At 67.7% G+C, this 17,728-nt stretch carries 16 protein-coding genes; 5 read left to right on the forward strand and 11 right to left on the reverse strand.

Features of this window, described 5'->3' with window-relative positions; all coding sequences use genetic code 11:
• Window positions 1–122: 122 nt before the first annotated feature.
• The 3 genes from ABIC25_RS23320 to ABIC25_RS23330 form a co-directional block, all read right to left on the reverse strand.
• Window positions 123–869, reverse strand: a complete 747-nt coding sequence (locus ABIC25_RS23320; protein WP_354563377.1) for an alpha/beta fold hydrolase — start codon at window positions 867–869, stop codon at window positions 123–125.
• A gap of 79 nt (window positions 870–948) precedes the next feature.
• A complete protein-coding gene (locus tag ABIC25_RS23325) occupies window positions 949–1,920 on the reverse strand; it encodes an alpha/beta hydrolase (protein ID WP_033204095.1) in 972 nt (323 codons plus the stop codon).
• Between the two features lie 149 nt (window positions 1,921–2,069).
• A complete protein-coding gene (locus ABIC25_RS23330) occupies window positions 2,070–2,963 on the reverse strand; it encodes an SHOCT domain-containing protein (RefSeq protein WP_239399673.1) in 894 nt (297 codons plus the stop codon).
• 224 nt (window positions 2,964–3,187) lie between these two features.
• On the opposite strand from ABIC25_RS23330, the gene ABIC25_RS23335 reads away from it, so the two are divergent.
• Window positions 3,188–4,063, forward strand: a complete 876-nt coding sequence (locus ABIC25_RS23335) for a CDP-diacylglycerol diphosphatase (protein ID WP_239399675.1) — start codon at window positions 3,188–3,190, stop codon at window positions 4,061–4,063.
• 97 nt (window positions 4,064–4,160) lie between these two features.
• Here the strand turns inward: ABIC25_RS23335 and tuf are convergent, their stop codons facing one another.
• The 6 genes from tuf to ABIC25_RS23365 all read right to left on the reverse strand — a co-directional run bounded on the left by tuf (window position 4,161) and on the right by ABIC25_RS23365 (window position 10,596).
• Entirely contained in the window at window positions 4,161–5,351 is a 1,191-nt protein-coding gene (tuf, locus tag ABIC25_RS23340; protein WP_004020593.1) for an elongation factor Tu, read from the reverse strand.
• 107 nt (window positions 5,352–5,458) lie between these two features.
• Complete coding sequence (gene fusA, locus ABIC25_RS23345) at window positions 5,459–7,564, reverse strand: elongation factor G (protein ID WP_004020594.1); 2,106 nt, start codon at window positions 7,562–7,564, stop codon at window positions 5,459–5,461.
• Between the two features lie 88 nt (window positions 7,565–7,652).
• Window positions 7,653–8,123 (reverse strand): 30S ribosomal protein S7, encoded by a 471-nt coding sequence (gene rpsG / locus ABIC25_RS23350; protein WP_004020595.1) that lies wholly within the window; start codon window positions 8,121–8,123, stop codon window positions 7,653–7,655.
• A 6-nt stretch (window positions 8,124–8,129) separates the two neighbouring features.
• A complete protein-coding gene (gene rpsL / locus ABIC25_RS23355; RefSeq protein ID WP_004020596.1) occupies window positions 8,130–8,501 on the reverse strand; it encodes a 30S ribosomal protein S12 in 372 nt (123 codons plus the stop codon).
• A gap of 449 nt (window positions 8,502–8,950) precedes the next feature.
• A complete protein-coding gene (locus ABIC25_RS23360) occupies window positions 8,951–9,724 on the reverse strand; it encodes a hypothetical protein (protein WP_239399677.1) in 774 nt (257 codons plus the stop codon).
• A complete protein-coding gene (locus ABIC25_RS23365; RefSeq protein WP_239399679.1) occupies window positions 9,721–10,596 on the reverse strand; it encodes an exodeoxyribonuclease III in 876 nt (291 codons plus the stop codon). The genes ABIC25_RS23360 and ABIC25_RS23365 overlap by 4 nt, the downstream gene beginning before the upstream one ends.
• A gap of 75 nt (window positions 10,597–10,671) precedes the next feature.
• Here ABIC25_RS23365 and ABIC25_RS23370 point away from each other — a divergent pair, with 75 nt between their 5' ends.
• Entirely contained in the window at window positions 10,672–12,321 is a 1,650-nt protein-coding gene (locus tag ABIC25_RS23370) for a sigma-54-dependent Fis family transcriptional regulator (protein ID WP_239399681.1), read from the forward strand.
• A gap of 9 nt (window positions 12,322–12,330) precedes the next feature.
• Here the strand turns inward: ABIC25_RS23370 and ABIC25_RS23375 are convergent, their stop codons facing one another.
• Window positions 12,331–13,479, reverse strand: a complete 1,149-nt coding sequence (locus ABIC25_RS23375) for an HPP family protein (RefSeq protein ID WP_239399683.1) — start codon at window positions 13,477–13,479, stop codon at window positions 12,331–12,333.
• A 201-nt stretch (window positions 13,480–13,680) separates the two neighbouring features.
• Here ABIC25_RS23375 and ABIC25_RS23380 point away from each other — a divergent pair, with 201 nt between their 5' ends.
• From ABIC25_RS23380 to ABIC25_RS23390, 3 genes are all read left to right on the forward strand, one after another.
• Complete coding sequence (locus tag ABIC25_RS23380; RefSeq protein WP_004020601.1) at window positions 13,681–15,195, forward strand: aldehyde dehydrogenase family protein; 1,515 nt, start codon at window positions 13,681–13,683, stop codon at window positions 15,193–15,195.
• Window positions 15,196–15,244: 49 nt separating this feature from the next.
• Window positions 15,245–16,363, forward strand: coding sequence for an NDMA-dependent alcohol dehydrogenase (locus tag ABIC25_RS23385; RefSeq protein WP_064571951.1), 1,119 nt, complete (start codon window positions 15,245–15,247; stop codon window positions 16,361–16,363).
• 107 nt (window positions 16,364–16,470) lie between these two features.
• Window positions 16,471–17,094, forward strand: coding sequence for a Pr6Pr family membrane protein (locus ABIC25_RS23390; RefSeq protein ID WP_004020603.1), 624 nt, complete (start codon window positions 16,471–16,473; stop codon window positions 17,092–17,094).
• On the opposite strand, the gene ABIC25_RS23395 is transcribed toward ABIC25_RS23390, so the two are convergent.
• Window positions 17,091–17,720, reverse strand: coding sequence for a TetR/AcrR family transcriptional regulator (locus ABIC25_RS23395; protein ID WP_004020604.1), 630 nt, complete (start codon window positions 17,718–17,720; stop codon window positions 17,091–17,093). The genes ABIC25_RS23390 and ABIC25_RS23395 overlap by 4 nt on opposite strands.
• Window positions 17,721–17,728 lie beyond the last annotated feature (8 nt).

The following is a 17,728-nucleotide window of genomic DNA, read 5'->3' on the forward strand; positions in this document are numbered from 1 at the left end:
GCGCCGGTGGTCCCATAACTGGCAATCCAGGTGGTCCCATCCACATGGCAAAAATCAGCTCACAGCGGTCCCTTCACCGTGGCAAATGACACGAGGTCGCCCGGCGGCCTCCCATAGTCGCGTCAGTGCCCCAGAAATCCGTCGACCTGGCTGACGAACTCCGCCGCCCGGTCACGGTGGACACTGTGCCCCGCCTCGATGGTCACGAACCGTGAGTCGGGCAGGGTGTCACTGAGGGTCCGCAGATGGTGCGGGGGCAAGAAGCTCTTCTCGCCACCGGAGATGACCAGTGACGCGGCCTGCACGTCCGGCAGCTCCGACCACCAGTGCGGTGCACAGACGTCGAACTCGGCGACGATCTGGTCGCCCATCCGGCCGTCGAACCGGATGACCGGAAAGGGGTTGCGCACCAGCGCGATCAGCCCACGGATCTGTTCACCCAGGGTGGCGCGCATGGCGATGCCCTCGGAGAGGTCGGCCTCGTCGCGGGGCATCGGCGGGACCTCCTCGAGGACCAGACGCCGAATCCGGGACGGCTCGAGCATCGCGAACCGCAATGCGGTGTGGGCGCCGAGCGAGTGGCCGACCACGTCGGCGACCGCGACGCCGAGGGTGTCGAGGACGTAGGCCAGATCGTCGCGGAAGTCGTCGAGCCGGTAGACATCTCGAGCTCGGCCGCTGCGTCCGTGCCCACGGAGGTCCACACTGATCACCGCCCGCCCCCGGGCGCGGAGTGCGGCCGCGAGTGGACGCCAGGTCGAATGATCCGACGCCATTCCGTGCACGAGGACGACGGGCACCCCACGATCGGTCTCGCCCGCCACCCGGACCGCGAGATCGGGGTCGCCGGCTCGGCGCAGAACACGCATGACAGTCAGCTTACGAGCGCCGGGAATGCGGTGGCCGGCACAGTCCACACGACGGTTCGCGCTCCTGTCCGTTCGCTTCTCACCGGTCGCGGAACCAGCCGCTCTTCTTGGCGCGCCACACCATGTCCTCCCAGTACCCCCAGGTGTGGGTGCCCACCGACGGGAAGTCCGTCGTGATCGGGATCCCCTGCAGCGCGGCCGCGACCTCGAACGACCGGGTCTGTGCCAGCGACACGACCTCCAGCGGCGTGCCCTTCACCGAGGCGACGGCGTCGGCATTGTGCGGACCCCACGTCGCCGATCCCGAACCGATGCGGATCTTCATCCCGCGCATGCGGGGCAGCTGGACGAGTGCATCGTTACGCGTCCAGCGGTCGCTCCACGGCGGACCCCACATCGCGTCGGCGCTGAACGGGCCCACGCCCGCGCCGATTCCGGCGTCGATCAGTGCGAGCCGGACGGCCTCGCGCATGGTCGGTGCGGACAGGTTCAGGTAGCCGGACATCGAGAAGACATGCGAGACACGCTGACGGTGGTACGCGCCGTAGACCATCGCGGCGTTGCCGCCCATGGAGATACCCATGAGTGCGTACTTGCCCAGCGGGCCGACGGCGAGACCGCGTGCGTCGAGTTCGCGCACGATCGTGTCCAGCCGACACGTCCACCGGTAGCGGTAGCCGATCTTGTTGGCCGGGCTCGCCGCTTCCCAATCGGTGTAGAAACTCGCGAGACCCCCGACGGGCTGGACCACGTTGACACCGGAGTCGGCGATGCGCTGGACACGCGTGTCCCGACGCCACCCGCTGATGTCACTCGTCGCGCGGAGGCCGTCGAGCGCGATGACGGTCTTGTAGTTGCCCCAGCGGGTCCACGTGTCCACCGGGGTGCTCGGCATACCGCAACCGGACACGGAGAACCTGCCGTATGTCGCAGCGGCGGACGCATTGCCCGAACCGATGGTGACGACGCCGACCACGGCGAGGAGCGTGAGAGCGAGAGCAAGCACTCGTCGTCTGCGCGCGAGACGACGAGGCCGGAGTGAGAACTGCACCGACGAACAGTAATTCGACGGCGGACAGCGATGCCACACCTGTGACCACAGGGCATCGACATCGATACCGACCGGTGATCACAGTGACTATAGTGACCGAAGTTGCTGATGTGACAGCTGATGCAGCATCACCACATCGATTCGCGACTTCACAGGTCGTCGACGATGCGCTGACGCGCCCGCGCGTATTCCCCCTCCGAGATCGTCCTGGTCCGACGCAGATCATCGAGGGCGGCGAGACGCTCGGCCGGCGATCGGCCGGTGTCCGCCGTCCGACCCGAGCCATCGCCGGACTTCTCGAACGACGGTGAGTCGCCCCGGGACGGCCCGGTCGCGTCGGCCCGGACGCCGGCCCAGCCGCGGACGACATCCATCACCTCCGCGCGCGCCTCGGGATTCGAACGCAGATCGATCACTCCGCTGCCGGCCACCCCGTGCCGTCCGAGGATCTGCAGGATCTCCCCCAGCGGTTCCGCCTGGCCGGTGAGATCGTAAGTCCGCCCGTCTTCCTCGGAGGTAAACCGCGCGGGCACCGAACCGGCGAGCAATGCCGTTGCCTGCCAGTCGATCTCGAAGTCCTGGGTCTCGGGGTCGACCATCACCGCCAGGCGTCGGGCCGAGAGCAGCGGTTGCTGGTAGTACGGCACGACCTTACGGGTCGAGACCTCGAAGGTCGCCAGCCCGGCGGCTCGTATCCGGAGACCCAGCTTCATCATCGGCTGGTCGTTGATCTCCACGCCCGTCTGACCGATCGAGGTGATCTCGGCGACGCCCATCACCCCGGCCGCGCGCAGGCGTTCCAGCTTGGCGCCGCCCCGGTAGTTGAACCACGCAATTCCCACGCCGAGAAGGACATCGAGAACCGTGACGCCGATCCCGGTCCACAGCATCCACTCGGTGTCGGGCGCGTCGATCACGAAGTAGGCGACGAGGAAGATCGGCCCGACGATCCCGCACAGCATCACGAACGCGAAAGTGCCCACCGCACTCCACACATGGGCAGGAACACGAGGCCCGGTCCCCGACTCTCCGAACATGGTCATGCGCGAACTCTAATCGCGGACACCACGAGGGGGAAGCCGGACGGCCGCCGGGTATCGCCTTGGAACGACACGCACCCGCGCGCGATGTGACGGGTGCCGGAATCGCAGCCCCTTAGCCGAGCAAACCATGCCTGATCTGCGAGTTCGCGCCACGGACCAGAGGTTCGGTGGCACACTCGGCGACTAGATGAGCACGCTGTGGGCTCACCACCGAGAGGTTCCCCATGGACGACACCCGTTCGCATCGGTTCACCCGGCTCCTCCCGACGATGGCCGTCACCGCCGCCATCGTCGCGAGCACCGCCTTGAGTGGAGGCGGGGTCGCCTCGGCCGCACCACCGACGCCGACCCAGAAGCTCTGCGGCCAGAGCACCGACAACCCGAAGACCGACGACCGGCTGTGGCTCTGGGGGAAGGTGAAGGGCACGACGCCGAAGAAGCCCGGCGACAACCGCGAAGTCGTCCAACCCGCGGCACAGGTCCAACCGAACAAGAAGAAGCCGAAGTTCTACGCGGTTCGTCGCGGCGGGGACAGCCAGGGAGTCAACGACGACTTCTTGGTCGTGCCCACCAACCGCATACGGGGCATCGAATGTCCCTACCTGTGGGACGGCTCGCAGTTGAATCTGTGGAGCGCCGCGTGGTGGCAGGGCGGCATGCTCGTCGCCAAAGATCCTGCCAAACCCCTTGCCATCGGGGTGAACTCGGTCCAAAAACGGGGCCAAGACCAACTGCACATCCATATGGCCCAGGTGCACCCCGACACCCTGCGCGACCTCAAGGCCATGTCGCACCCCGAGACCAGCCTGTACGGCTGGACGAAGACCGACGTCAAGCTGCACATCGACCCGAAAAAGACGGCAGGGGACGTCGAGCGGCACTTTCATGTCGTGAAGTACACCGGTGCGCTCCCCGATCTGTTCAAGGTCCTGCGCAGTCAGCTGACGGCCGGGCAGGACATCGGGACGTACTCGATCGGCGTCGTCGATGCCGGCCAGCCCAACACCTACTTCGTGCTGGCCAGCGCTCCGACTCTCGGCGGAGGCAAAGACACGGGTACCGGGTCGATGGACCAGATCTACGCCTGGGTCCACAAGTAGGAGCCGACCCGCGTCGGAAGGAATCAACGACAAAGGCGCCCGGTCACTTTCGTGACCGGGCGCCTTCGACTCAGAGAGTCAGTGAGTCAGAACGAGATCACTTGGTGATCTTGGTGACTCGACCCGCACCGACGGTGCGGCCACCCTCGCGGATGGCGAAACGCAGGCCCTCGTCCATGGCGACCGGCTGGATGAGCTTGACGCTCATCTCGGTGTTGTCGCCCGGCATGACCATCTCGGTGCCCTCGGGGAGGGTCACGACGCCGGTCACGTCCGTGGTACGGAAGTAGAACTGCGGACGGTAGTTGTTGAAGAACGGGGTGTGACGGCCGCCCTCGTCCTTGGACAGGATGTATGCCTGGCCCTCGAACTCGGTGTGCGGGGTCGTGGTGCCCGGCTTCACGATGACCTGACCGCGCTCGACGTCCTCACGCTTGAGACCGCGGAGCAGCAGACCGGCGTTGTCGCCTGCCTGTGCGGAATCGAGGAGCTTGTGGAACATCTCGATACCGGTGACGGTGGTCTTGGTGCTCTTCTCGCGGATGCCGACGATCTCGACTTCCTCGTTCACGTTGACCTCGCCGCGCTCCACACGACCGGTGACCACGGTGCCGCGGCCGGTGATCGTGAAGACGTCCTCGACGGGCATGAGGAACGGCTTCTCGGTCTCACGGACCGGGTCCGGGATCGACTCGTCGACGGCAGCCATGAGCTCTTCGACCGACTTGGTCCACTCGGGGTCACCCTCGAGGGCCTTGAGAGCCGAGACCTTGACGACGGGAGCTTCCTCGTCGAACTCCTGGGCGGCCAGCAGTTCGCGGACCTCCATCTCGACGAGCTCGATGATCTCGTCGTCGTCGACCATGTCGGCCTTGTTCAGGGCGACCAGGATGTAGGGCACACCGACCTGGCGGGCCAGCAGCACGTGCTCGCGGGTCTGCGGCATCGGGCCGTCGGTGGCGGCGACCACGAGGATCGCGCCGTCCATCTGAGCCGCACCGGTGATCATGTTCTTGATGTAGTCGGCGTGACCGGGGGCGTCCACGTGGGCGTAGTGACGCTTCTCGGTCTCGTACTCGACGTGCGAGATGTTGATCGTGATACCACGGGCTTTTTCTTCAGGAGCCTTGTCGATCTGATCGAACGCGAAGCTCTTGTTGAGGTCCGGGTACTTGTCGTGCAGCACCTTGGTGATGGCAGCCGTCAGGGTGGTCTTGCCGTGGTCGACGTGACCGATGGTGCCGATGTTCACGTGCGGCTTGGTCCGCTCGAACTTCGCCTTCGCCACTTGATTGTCCTCCTGGACTGTTGTTGCTCTACTGGGCGGATCCCAGCAGGGGTTTTCTTCTTACGTTGGTGCGCAGAACGGGTCGGCGCATGTCGCTAGGACCGGATTTACTCGCCGGTGGCCTTCGCGATGATTTCCTTCGACACGTTCGCGGGAACCTCCGCGTACGAGTCGAACACCATGGAGTAGTTTGCCCGGCCCTGGGTCTTCGACCGGAGGTCTCCGATGTAGCCGAACATCTCCGACAGCGGCACCTGTGCCTTGACGACACGCGCACCACTGCGCTCCTCCATGGCCTGGATCTGGCCACGGCGGGAGTTCAGGTCGCCGATCACGTCACCCATGTAGTCCTCGGGAGTCGTGACCTCGACGGCCATGATGGGCTCGAGGATGACCGGACTGGCCATCCGCGCAGCTTCCTTCAGGGCCTGCGAGCCGGCGATCTTGAACGCCATCTCCGAGGAGTCGACGTCGTGGTACTGACCGTCGAGCAGGGTGACCTTCAGGTTCACCAGCGGGTATCCGGCGAGGACACCGTACTGCATGGCGTCCTGGGCACCGGCGTCCACCGACGGGATGTACTCACGCGGGACGCGACCACCGGTGACGGCGTTGGCGAACTCGTAGGTCGCACCGTCCTCGGCGTCCACCAGGGGCTCGAGCTTGATGATGACCTTCGCGAACTGGCCCGATCCACCGGTCTGCTTCTTGTGGGTGAACTCGTGCTTCTCGACCGTCTTGCGGATGGTCTCGCGGTAGGCGACCTGCGGCTTGCCGACGTTGGCCTCGACCTTGAACTCGCGCTTCATGCGGTCGACCAGGATGTCGAGGTGGAGCTCGCCCATGCCGCCGATGACGGTCTGGCCGGTCTCCTCGTCGAGCTTCACCGAGAAGGTCGGGTCCTCTTCGGCGAGCTTCTGGATCGCGGTGCCCAGCTTCTCCTGGTCGGACTTGGTCTTCGGCTCGATCGAGACGTTGATGACCGGGTCCGGGAAGCTCATGGACTCGAGCACGATCGGCGCGGCCGAATCGCACAGGGTGTCACCGGTGGTGGTGTCCTTGAGACCGATCATCGCGTAGATGTGACCCGCGGTGGCGTCCTCGACCGGCATTTCCTTGTTGGCGTGCATCTGGAAGAGCTTGCCGATGCGTTCTTTCTTGCCCTTGGTCGCGTTGAGCACCTGGGTGCCCGCCGTGATGTGGCCCGAGTAGACACGCACGAAGGTCAGCTTGCCGAAGAACGGGTGAGCCGCGATCTTGAACGCCAGAGCCGAGAACGGCTCGTCGGCGGACGGCTTGCGCGAGAGGATCTCCTCCTCGTCGCCCACGGCGTGACCCTCGACCGAGGGGACGTCCAGCGGGGACGGCAGGTAGGCGATGATGGCGTCGAGCATGGGCTGGACGCCCTTGTTCTTGAACGCCGAGCCACAGATCACCGGGTAGAACTCGCGCGCGATCGTGAGCTTGCGGATCGCGCCCTTGATCTCCTCGATGGTCAGCTCTTCGCCGCCGAAGTACTTCTCGAGCAGCGCCTCGTCGGTCTCGGCGACCGTCTCGAGCAGCTTCTCGCGGTACTCCGCTGCCTGGTCGGCCAGGTCGGCGGGGATCTCCTCGATGGTCGGCTCGGCACCGATCTCGACGGTTCCGCGCCAGGTGATGGCCTTCTGCTCGATGAGGTCGACGACGCCGTCGAAGTTGTCCTCGGCACCGATCGGCAGCTGCAGGACCAGCGGCTTGGCGCCGAGGCGCTCCTCGATGGTGCGCACGGTGAAGAAGAAGTCCGCACCGAGCTTGTCCATCTTGTTGACGAAGCAGATACGCGGGACGTCGTACTTCTCCGCCTGACGCCAGACCTGCTCGGACTGCGGCTCGACGCCTTCCTTGCCGTCGAACACGGCGACCGCGCCGTCGAGGACGCGGAGGCTGCGCTCCACCTCGACGGTGAAGTCCACGTGACCGGGGGTGTCGATGATGTTGATCTGGTTCTTGTTCCAGAAGCACGTCACCGCCGCGGAGGTGATGGTGATCCCCCGCTCCTTCTCCTGCTCCATCCAGTCGGTGGTCGAGGCACCGTCATGGGTTTCACCGATCTTGTAGTTCACACCGGTGTAGAAGAGGATTCGCTCGGTGGCGGTGGTCTTGCCGGCATCGATGTGGGCCATGATGCCGATGTTGCGCACCTTGTTCAGGTCGCTGAGCACTTCCTGTGCCACTTAATCGCCTCGCATTTTCGCTAGAGCTGTTGGGTCTGGGGTGGGACCGTCCGCGGCGTCGTGGTCTCGACGCCGCGGACGGTTGGTATCACCAGCGGTAGTGCGCGAACGCCCGGTTGGCCTCGGCCATCTTGTGGGTGTCCTCGCGGCGCTTCACCGAAGCACCGAGACCGTTGGACGCGTCCAGCAGCTCGTTGGCGAGACGCTCGACCATGGTCTTCTCGCGACGCTGCCGGCTGAAGCTGACGAGCCAGCGGAGTGCGAGGGTGTTGGCGCGGTTCGGCTTGACCTCGATCGGCACCTGGTAGGTGGCACCACCGACGCGGCGGCTCTTCACCTCGAGGGTGGGCTTGACGTTGTCGAGGGCGCGCTTGAGGGTGACGACCGGATCGGTGCCGGTCTTGTCGCGAGCCTGCTCGAGGGCGCCGTAGACGATGCGCTCGGCAGTCGACTTCTTGCCGTCCAGCAGGATCTTGTTGACCAGCTGGGTCACCAGGGGCGAACCGTAGACCGGGTCGTTGATGAGGGGGCGCTTGGGCGCGGGTCCTTTACGTGGCATGACTTATCAGTTCCCCTTCTTGGCGCCGTAGCGGCTGCGAGCCTGCTTGCGGTCCTTGACACCCTGGGTGTCGAGCGAGCCGCGGATGATCTTGTAGCGCACACCCGGGAGGTCCTTCACACGACCGCCGCGGACGAGCACCATCGAGTGCTCCTGCAGGTTGTGGCCTTCGCCGGGGATGTAGGCGGTGACCTCGACCGAGCTGGTCAGACGCACACGAGCGACCTTGCGCAGCGCCGAGTTCGGCTTCTTGGGGGTGGTGGTGTAGACGCGGGTGCACACGCCACGACGCTGCGGGCTTCCCTTGAGGGCCGCGGTCTTGGTCTTGGCAGCCTTGTCGTGACGGCCCTTGCGGACCAGCTGATTGATGGTTGGCACTAGGTGTTCGTTCCTCTTTGTCATCGGTTGTGGTTGGTGCTCCGGGCAAGCTCGAAAACTGGCTCGCAGACCTGTTTTCGCGGCTTCCACAACTCGCCCCACCAGCACGTGTGCGCTGGTCAGTACATTTTCGCTACCCCGAGGTCGGGCGTGTCATACACTCGACAGCGGATTCGCCTGTCAGTCCCTCTGCCGGCCTACCCGGATCACCGGGCGACTCGAGAGCCGTTGGGCAGGCATGCGGACTGGCCCAGCATGGGCCGGGCACCGACGATCCACTCTACCGATCGGGTTTACACAGGTCAAAAAACGGATCCTCCGCGCAACCAGCAGGTGAACGGGTCGTGCGCGATCGGCTCCGGCTGACGCTCGTACTCGGCGTACCTCTCCCACTTGTACACCGCGAAACCGCGGGCGTCGAGGGCTCCGGGGGCCGGCACTCGGCCGGGTCATGCAGGTCGCCCGGAACTCCTGAGCTGCTCGATCACCGCCACGGACCGGCTGTCGGGATCGCGCGGTCGGTGCGTCGGCGAGGACTGGCCACCGAACCACCGGTCGACGATCGTGGCCTGGCGTTCCACGTCACCCCGACGCAACGTCCGGTGAGTGTCACCGGCGTCGCGCAGGCCGTAGACGTCCTCACCGAGTTCGTACCGGGCCTGGTCGGCGAGCGCATCGGCGAGGAACTCCGCCGCCGACCGGGCGGTCGTGATCTGCCAGGCGTGCACCAGTTCGTGGATCAGCAGTTGCCCCGGCGCCCGATATGCCCCGGCCCCCTCACCGAGGACGGCGTCGAAGGCCGACCCGAGATTGCAGAGGATGCGTCCGTCGACCGCGGGCAGCGTGAACGCACGCCCACCGCGCCCGGCCAGGTCGGTGAGGACCACGGCGTGGAGCCAGGGCGCCGATCCGAACACCTCCTCGGCAATGCGGCGTTCGGCCTCGGTCAGGCCTCGGTACCGGACGCGACGTCGCACGATGCGCGACGCCACCACGCCCGCACCCAGCGCGGCACCGATCCCCAGCGGACCGAACCACATCGTCACCGCCGACAGATGCACCGCGACGAGCACACCGGCGGTGGCCGCGGGAGTGTCGCCCAGCCGCCCGGCACCGCACCGTCGCGCGACGGACAACATCGTGCCGAGCAGACGTCCGGACGCCCGGGCGGCCGCGATGACCGGCCCCCGCAGGAGCGGAGCAGTCGCCGATCGGGTGCTCACTCCGGTGTCTGCGGCAGCTTCACCTTCGCCGCACCGGGTTTCGCCGGGTTCGACGGCGGCGGGACCACCGGTCCGATGTCTCCGTCGGGAGCGTCGTCGAGATCGACGACGACCGGCGCATGATCGCTGGGTTTGCTGCCCTTGCGCGCTTTGCGGTCGATCCAGGCAGCGGCCACCCGCTCCGCTGCCGACGCACCGGCCAGGATCAGGTCGATCCGCATGCCCAGGTCCTTGTGGAACATGCCGGCGCGGTAGTCCCAGTAGCTGAAGACGCGGTCGTCGGGCCAGCGGTCGCGTACCACGTCGCGCAGGCCCATCGACGCGAAGGTCGCCAGCGCGGCCCGTTCCGCCGGGGTGACGTGCGTGTGTCCGACATACGCGTCGGGGTCGAACACATCGGTGTCGGCCGGCGCGATGTTCATGTCGCCGCACAGAAGTGTCGTGGCCGGGTCGTCGATCGCGCGGGCGAGCGCCGCCAGCCACTCGAGTTTGTAGCCGTAATGGTCCGAGTCCGGAGACCGCCCGTTGGGTACGTACAGCGAGTGGATACGGAGCCCCCCGCACACCGCCGACACCGCCCGCGCCTCCAGGGTCGACGGGTCGGGGTAGCCGGGCATGCCGTCGAATCCGATGCGGACGTCGTCGAGGCCGACCCGCGACAACAGCGCCACCCCGTTCCACTGCCCCTGCCCCGCGTGCGCGATCTCGTAACCCCGCTCGGCGAGGTCGGCGCCCAGCGACTCGTGGAAGGCGGCATCGGAGAGTTTGGTCTCCTGCAGACACACGACGTCGGGTCGGCGTTCGTCCAGCCACGGCAGCAGGCGCGGGATGCGCTGCTTCACCGAGTTCACATTCCAGGTCGCCACGCGCATGCGACCACGGTAGTACGACCCGATCGGGCACCGGGGAGCGCCGAGCGGCGACCCGACCTTCCCTTCGACGGTGATGTGTGTCACTTTGGTGACATCGACACACTGCACCGCACCTCCGACTCCACGCCCCGACGTGCCGTCATCGAGCACTCGTGGCGTCGGTCGGCGCTGTCGGGGGTACGCCCCGGGGACCGGACGCCGACGCAGGTCGAGGACATCGCCGCCGCCGATCCGCTACTCGATGCCGCACGTCCGGTTCTCGACGACGCCGCCGCCCGCCTCGCCGACACCGACGTCTCGCTGCTTCTCGTCGACCACGAGTGCCGGATGGTGACACGGGTCGCGTTCGGCACGACGGTGGAGCGCAGGCTCGATGCGATCGGCGCGTCGCCGGGCGTGCCGTTCGGCGAGGACGTCGTCGGCACCACGGCCCTCGGCACCCCGGCGGAGACCCGGGGCGGGATCGTCGTCAACAGCTCTGAGCACTACCTCGAACAGTTCAAGTCGATCAGCTGCTTCGGACAGCCGATCATCCACCCGGCGACCCGCAGGCTGGCCGGCATCATCTGCATGTCCGAGATCGCCGATCGCATCAACCCGCTCGCGATCCCCGTCGTCAACGGCATCGTCGCCGACATCGCCGACCGTCTGCTCGACCGTTCCCGCGCGCATCAGCGATGCGTCCTCGACGCATTCCAGCGCGCCGCCCCGCGCCGCGACCTGGCCGTCGCCGCCATCGGCGACGATCTCCAGCTCACGAATGCCCTTGCCGCCGAACTCCTCTCCCCCACCGACATCGGCGCCCTGCGGATCGTCGCGACCGATCCCGGGCTCCGCGCGACGGTGCTGCCGCTCACCCTGGTGTCGGGCGCCGAGGTGGAGATCGCGGTCGAACCCGTGCCGGGCGCCTGCGGCGCCGCCCTGTTCCGGTTCCGGCCGGTCAGCGATCCACCCACGACGCGGTCCGCGCCGCCGACGGCCCCGTCCCGCACCAGCGTCGCGATCACCGGGGAGCCGGGCACCGGACGCAGCACCCACGCGGCCGCGCTCGCCGCGGAGGCCGCCCCGTCGGCCGTGATCGTCGACGTGGCCGACGAGATCATCAGCGGACGCCGTCCGGACATCCCCGCGTATGTCGGCCGCGCCCGGTCGATGAATGCACCGCTGGTCATCGACGGTGTCGACCTGCTCGACGCACAGTCGGTCGCGCTGCTCGGGCGCGTGGCGGTGTCGAGCTCACAGGAGTCACCGCTGATCGTCGTCGGCGGCCCTCGAGACCAGGCCGGCCCGGGAGTGGCCGCCCTCGTGGCGCGGTGTGCCACGAGGATCGATCTCGCCCCGCTGCGTCATCGGACCTCGGAGCTCGCCGCGATCGCGAGCAGCGCTTTGACCGGCATCGATCCGGAGCTCTCGCTGTCCGGGCTGGCGACGGATGCGCTGCTGTGCGACGACTGGCCCGGCAACCTCACCGAACTCAACTCCGTGCTCCGGGAGGCGGCGGCGTCGTGCCGAGCTCGCGCCGCACGCGTCGTCGAGCCGTCCGACCTGCCACCCGCCTACCGGACGACCAGCCGGGCCGCGCACCTGTCCGGCCGGGAACAGGCCGAGCGCACGGCGATCGTCGAGGCGCTCGATCGGGCCAGGGGCAACAAGGTGCACGCGGCGAAGGATCTCGGCATCAGTCGGACGACGCTGTACTCGCGGATGCGCGCACTGGACATCTGAGCCGGCCGACTACTGCGGCACGGCACCGGGGGACACGGCACTGGGAGGCACGGCGCCGGGCGGCAGCGGGTCCCGCAGCGTCTGCCGAGCGAGCGCCGCGATGAGGTCGGTCCGGGTCACGATGCCGACCAGGGTCTGGCCCTCCAGTACCGGGACCGCGTCGCATCCGCTCTCCGCGAGCAGGGGCAGCAGGGCCCCGACCGGCGTTCCCGGGAAGGCGACGGCCGGTTCCGGCGACATCACATCCGCGGCGCGCAGCTCGACCCCGTCGGGACGCATCAGCCGGCGCACGAGATGGATCTGGAACACCACCCCGACGAACGTCCCCTCGCCCGAGATCACCGGCAGCGAGGTGAAGCCGTACTCGTCGAAGAGGGCCGCGACGTCCCGCAGCGAGGTCTCGGGGCCCACCGTCACCAGGTCTCGGGACATCACATCCGTCGCGGCGAGCGGACCCGCACGATGCCCGGCGGCCTGGAGCTCCGCAGCCCCGATGAGGCGTGCGAGGTCGGCGACACCGAGGTTGAGCGACTGCTCGTACCGATCGAGGATCCCGGTCAGTTCGTCTTCGTCGAGACCGAGTCGGGCGGCCGGTGGGGGCGCGGCGTCGAAGCGGCGATACGGATAACGCCGCCCGGTCAGCCGTGCGTACCCGGCGGCGAGGACGACCAGCAGGAGTGTGCCGGCAAGGACCGGCGCGAGGACGAAACGGAAGCCCAGCGACTGGATCGTCTCCGGACTGAGCGCAGCCGTCATCGCCACCGCACCGGCAGGCGGATGAACCGCATGACATCCGATCATCAGTGCCACGGACAGCCCCACCGCCAGCGCCACCCGGAGCGCCGGCAGCGGAACGACAAGTGTCGCAGCCACTCCCACCGCCGCCGACACCGTGTTGCCCACCACCGCGGGCCACGGCTGCGCCAGCGGACTGTTCGGTGCGGCGAAGACGAGCACTGCGGTCGCGCCGAACGGTGCGATCAGGAAGAGCCCGGTCCGCAGGTCCACCTCAGACGCGGCGAGCACCAGGCCGACGAGTCCGAGCGCGACCCCGGCGCCGGCCCCCGCCCGAAGCGCCTCACGGACCGAGAGACCCCCGGTCGCCGGACCGAGGCCACGCAGGGCTGCACCGACCCTGCCTGCTGGGCGCACGTTCACTCTGCTCCTCCGGAGGTCGCTGATTCGTCGGCGTCTCACGGTAGCGACGGCACCGATGCCGGCCGCCGGGGCCCCTGTACAGCCCAGGTGTTCAGTTTCTGGACACGGCGGCACCTCGGAACGGTGAGAGAAATAAGTCAGGTCGCATATGACCCAGATCACTTCGACCAACCGCCGACTTCGTCCCGCTCAGGAGGCCCCATGACCGCCGTCGCACCCGACACCGCCCAGCACACCGCCCTGCACCCGCGTGTTCGCGACTTCATCTCCGCCGACCGCCCGATGCTGATCGGCGGTGACTGGGTGTCGTCGGCGTCGGGGCGCACCTTCGAGACCATCGATCCCGCCACGGCACGCCCGATCACCTCGGTCGCGCACGGCGACGCGGCCGACATCGACCGCGCGGTCCGCGCCGCGCGCCAGGCCTTCGACGACGGTCCCTGGACCCGGATGAAGCCCAATGAGCGCGAGCGCCTGCTCTGGCGGGTCGGCGACATCCTCACCGAACGCGCCGAGGAGTTCGGTCAGCTCGAGGCGCTCGACAACGGCAAGGCGGCCACCATCGCCGCCGCGGTCGACACCAACTGGTCCGCCGACATCTTCCGCTACAACGCGGGCCTCGCCACCAAGATCACCGGGTCCACGGTCGACGTCTCGATGCCGTTCGTGCCCGGCGGCGAATTCCACGCGTACACCCTGCGCGAGCCGGTCGGCGTGTGCGGCCTGATCGTGCCGTGGAACTTCCCGCTGCTGATGGCCGCGTTCAAGCTGGCTCCCGCACTGGCGGCCGGCAACACCGTCATCCTCAAGCCGGCCGAGCAGACCCCGCTGACAGCCCTGCTCCTCGGCGAGGTGTTCCAAGAGGCCGGCTTCCCGCCGGGAGTGGTCAACATCGTCACCGGTTACGGCGAGGCCGGAGCCGCGCTCGCCGCGCACGACGACGTCGACAAGATCGCCTTCACCGGTTCGACCGAGGTCGGCAAGAAGATCGTCGATGCCGCCAAGGGCAACCTCAAGAAGGTGTCCCTGGAACTCGGCGGCAAGAGCCCCAACATCGTGTTCGCCGACGCGGACTTCGAGAAGGCGGTGGCCGGGTCGGTGGCCGCCTGGATGTTCAACCACGGCCAGTGCTGTGTCGCCGGGACACGACTGTTCGTCGAACGGCCCATCTTCGACGACTTCACCGCAGCCGTCGCCGAGGCCGCGTCCCAGGCCAAGATCGGCCCCGGCCTCGATCCAACGACCGAACTGGGTCCGCTGGTCAGCCAGGAACAGTTCGATCGCGTGTCGGGATATCTCTCGGCCGGCCTCGCCGACGGGGCACGAGCACTGACCGGTGGAAAGCGTTGGGGCGATGAGGGATTCTTCATCGAACCGACCGTCTTCGTCGACGTCGAGCCGAGCTTCTCGATCGTGCAGGAGGAGATCTTCGGTCCCGTCGTCGCCGCCATGCCCTTCGACGCGGACACCGGTGTCGCGGCCGCCGCCAACGACTCCATCTACGGTCTGGCAGCGGGCATCTGGACCACCGACCTGTCCAAGGCGCATCGGACCGCTCGGCAGATCAAGGCCGGCTCGGTGTGGGTGAACCAGTACAACGGCTTCGACACGGCCATGCCGTTCGGCGGCTACAAGCAGTCGGGCTGGGGACGCGAACTCGGCTCGTCGGCCATCGAGCTCTACACCCAGACCAAGGCCGTCAACATCTCGCTCTGACCCCCACGTCGCATTTCCGCACTCCCGTAACACGTTAGGAGCACCACCCATGTCACTCACCACCAAGGCCGCCGTCCTCACCGGACCCGGAAAGCCGTTCGAGATCGTCGAACTCGACCTCGACGAGCCCCGCGAGGGCGAGGTGCTGATCAAGTACACCGCGGCCGGCCTGTGCCACTCCGATCTCCATCTCACCGACGGCGACCTCCCGCCCCGCTATCCCATCGTGGGCGGCCACGAGGGTTCGGGCATCATCGAGGCGGTCGGCCCCGGGGTCACCAAGGTCAAGCCGGGCGACCACGTGGTGTGCAGCTTCATCCCGAACTGCGGGACCTGCCGCTACTGCTCCACCGGCCGGCAGAACCTCTGCGACATGGGCGCCACCATCCTCGAGGGATCGATGCCCGACGGCACATTCCGATTCCACGGCGGCGGTGACGATTTCGGTGCCATGTGCATGCTCGGCACCTTCGCCGAACGCGCGACGATCTCGCAGCACTCGGTCGTCAAGGTCGACGAGTGGTTGCCGCTCGACAAGGCGGTCCTCGTCGGTTGCGGCGTTCCGTCCGGCTGGGGCACGTCGGTGTACGCGGGCGGTGTACGCGCCGGTGACACGGTGGTCATCTACGGCATCGGCGGACTGGGCATCAACGCGGTCCAGGGTGCGGTCTCGGCGGGTGCCAAGTACGTCGTGGTCGTCGACCCCGTTGCGCTCAAGCGGGACACCGCGCTGAAATTCGGTGCGACACATGCCTTCGCCGACGCCGCCGAGGCCGCGGAGAAGGTCAACGAGCTGACCTGGGGACAGGGCGCCGACCAGGCCCTCATCCTTGTCGGCACGGTCGACGCCGAGGTGGTGGCGAATGCGACCGCCGTGGTCGGCAAGGGCGGCACCGTGGTGATCACCGGTCTCGCCGACCCGACGAAGCTGACCGTGCAGGTCTCCGGAACCGATCTGACCCTCAACCAGAAGACGATCAAGGGCAGTCTGTTCGGCTCGGCCAACCCGCAGTACGACATCGTCAAACTGTTGCGCCTGTACGACGCCGGGCAACTCAAGCTCGACGAACTGGTCACGCAGACCTACACCCTCGACCAGGTCAACGACGGATACCAGGATCTGCGCGACGGCAAGAACATCCGCGGGGTCATCATCCACGCGGAGTGAGACCCGGTCGGTTCGCCCGAGGTGCCGTCTCCCTCGGGCGAACCGGCCACCCACCTCGACCGGTGAAGGTCCGGTCGTCGCGGGACGGAAGTGCTTGAATCATCGATGTGACCGCAACCTGGTGGATACGCCTGCTCCGCATCGCCTTCGCCGCACTGGGCGTCAGCGCTCTGGTGTACCAGGCCGCCCTGCGCCACGGCGACGCCGGATTCACCCTCGCGAACTTCTTCAGCTATTTCACGGTGCTGAGCAACATCGTCGCCGCGCTCGTCCTGCTCGCCGGCGGCCTCTTCGCGCCCAGCACGCCGATGTGGGAGTGGCTTCGCGGGGCGGCCACCACCTGCATGGTGATCACCGGCATCGTCTACGCACTACTGCTGCAGGGAATCGACGTCGACGTCACCTACGCCTGGGTCAACGACGTACTCCATCGCGTCATCCCGCTCGTGATGCTGCTGGACTGGATCGTGGTCCGCGCCCGCCGACTACCGGAGCGGGCGTGGCTGACCTGGCTCGCGATCCCGCTCGTGTACGGCGTCTACACACTGATCCGCGGCCCGATCGTGGACTGGTACCCCTACCCGTTCATCGACCCACGTGGACAGGGCTATCTGTCGATGACGATCTCGCTCGTCGTCGTGTTCGTCGGCATGGCGTTCATGTCGTTCGGTGTGTACTGGGCGGGCACCCGGGGTCGGCGACCCGACCGCGACGAGGCCGACGCGGGCTAGTCGCTCCCGAGCGCAGCGACGAGTTGCGCCGACCACGTGTCGACGACCAGTGCTCGCCGGGCCGAGTCGTCGGACAGCGTGTCCGCCAGGCCCAGTCCGCGCGCCATGTCGAGCGTCGCCTGCACGAGTCGAAAGCCGGTCTCGTCGTCCGGGGACACCCCCATCGCGGCCATCGTCCGCTGATGGGCCGCCCGGGCGAACTTCGCCTCCAGGGGCAGGATGAGCCGGCGCAGTGCGGGATCGGACGCGGCGGCGGCCCAGACCTGCAGGGCGGCTTTGAATTCGGTGCCGGTGTAGACGTCCACGGCCCGCTGGACGGCGCGGATGACCCGGCTCGGGGTCACTCCGTCCGCTCGCTCCGACGAGGCGTCGGGCGCCCCGCCGGTCGCACGGGTCATGTCCTCGAAGACCTGCTCGAGCGCGGCGGTGATGAGGGTCTCGCGTGTCGGGAAATGATGTTGCGCAGCGCCGCGGGACACTCCGGCGCGTTCGGCGACCGCGGCCACGGTGGCGGCCGACCAACCGTCTGCGGCCAGCGCGTCGACCGTGGACCGCAGCAGGCGCTCGCGGGTCAGTCGCGAGCGTTCCTGCTGCGGCGAACGGGCATTCGCCGACGACGCGGTCATCAGACTCC

It is taken from the genome of Gordonia sp. PvP123, assembly GCF_040547295.1.
Classification (GTDB): domain Bacteria; phylum Actinomycetota; class Actinomycetes; order Mycobacteriales; family Mycobacteriaceae; genus Gordonia; species Gordonia terrae.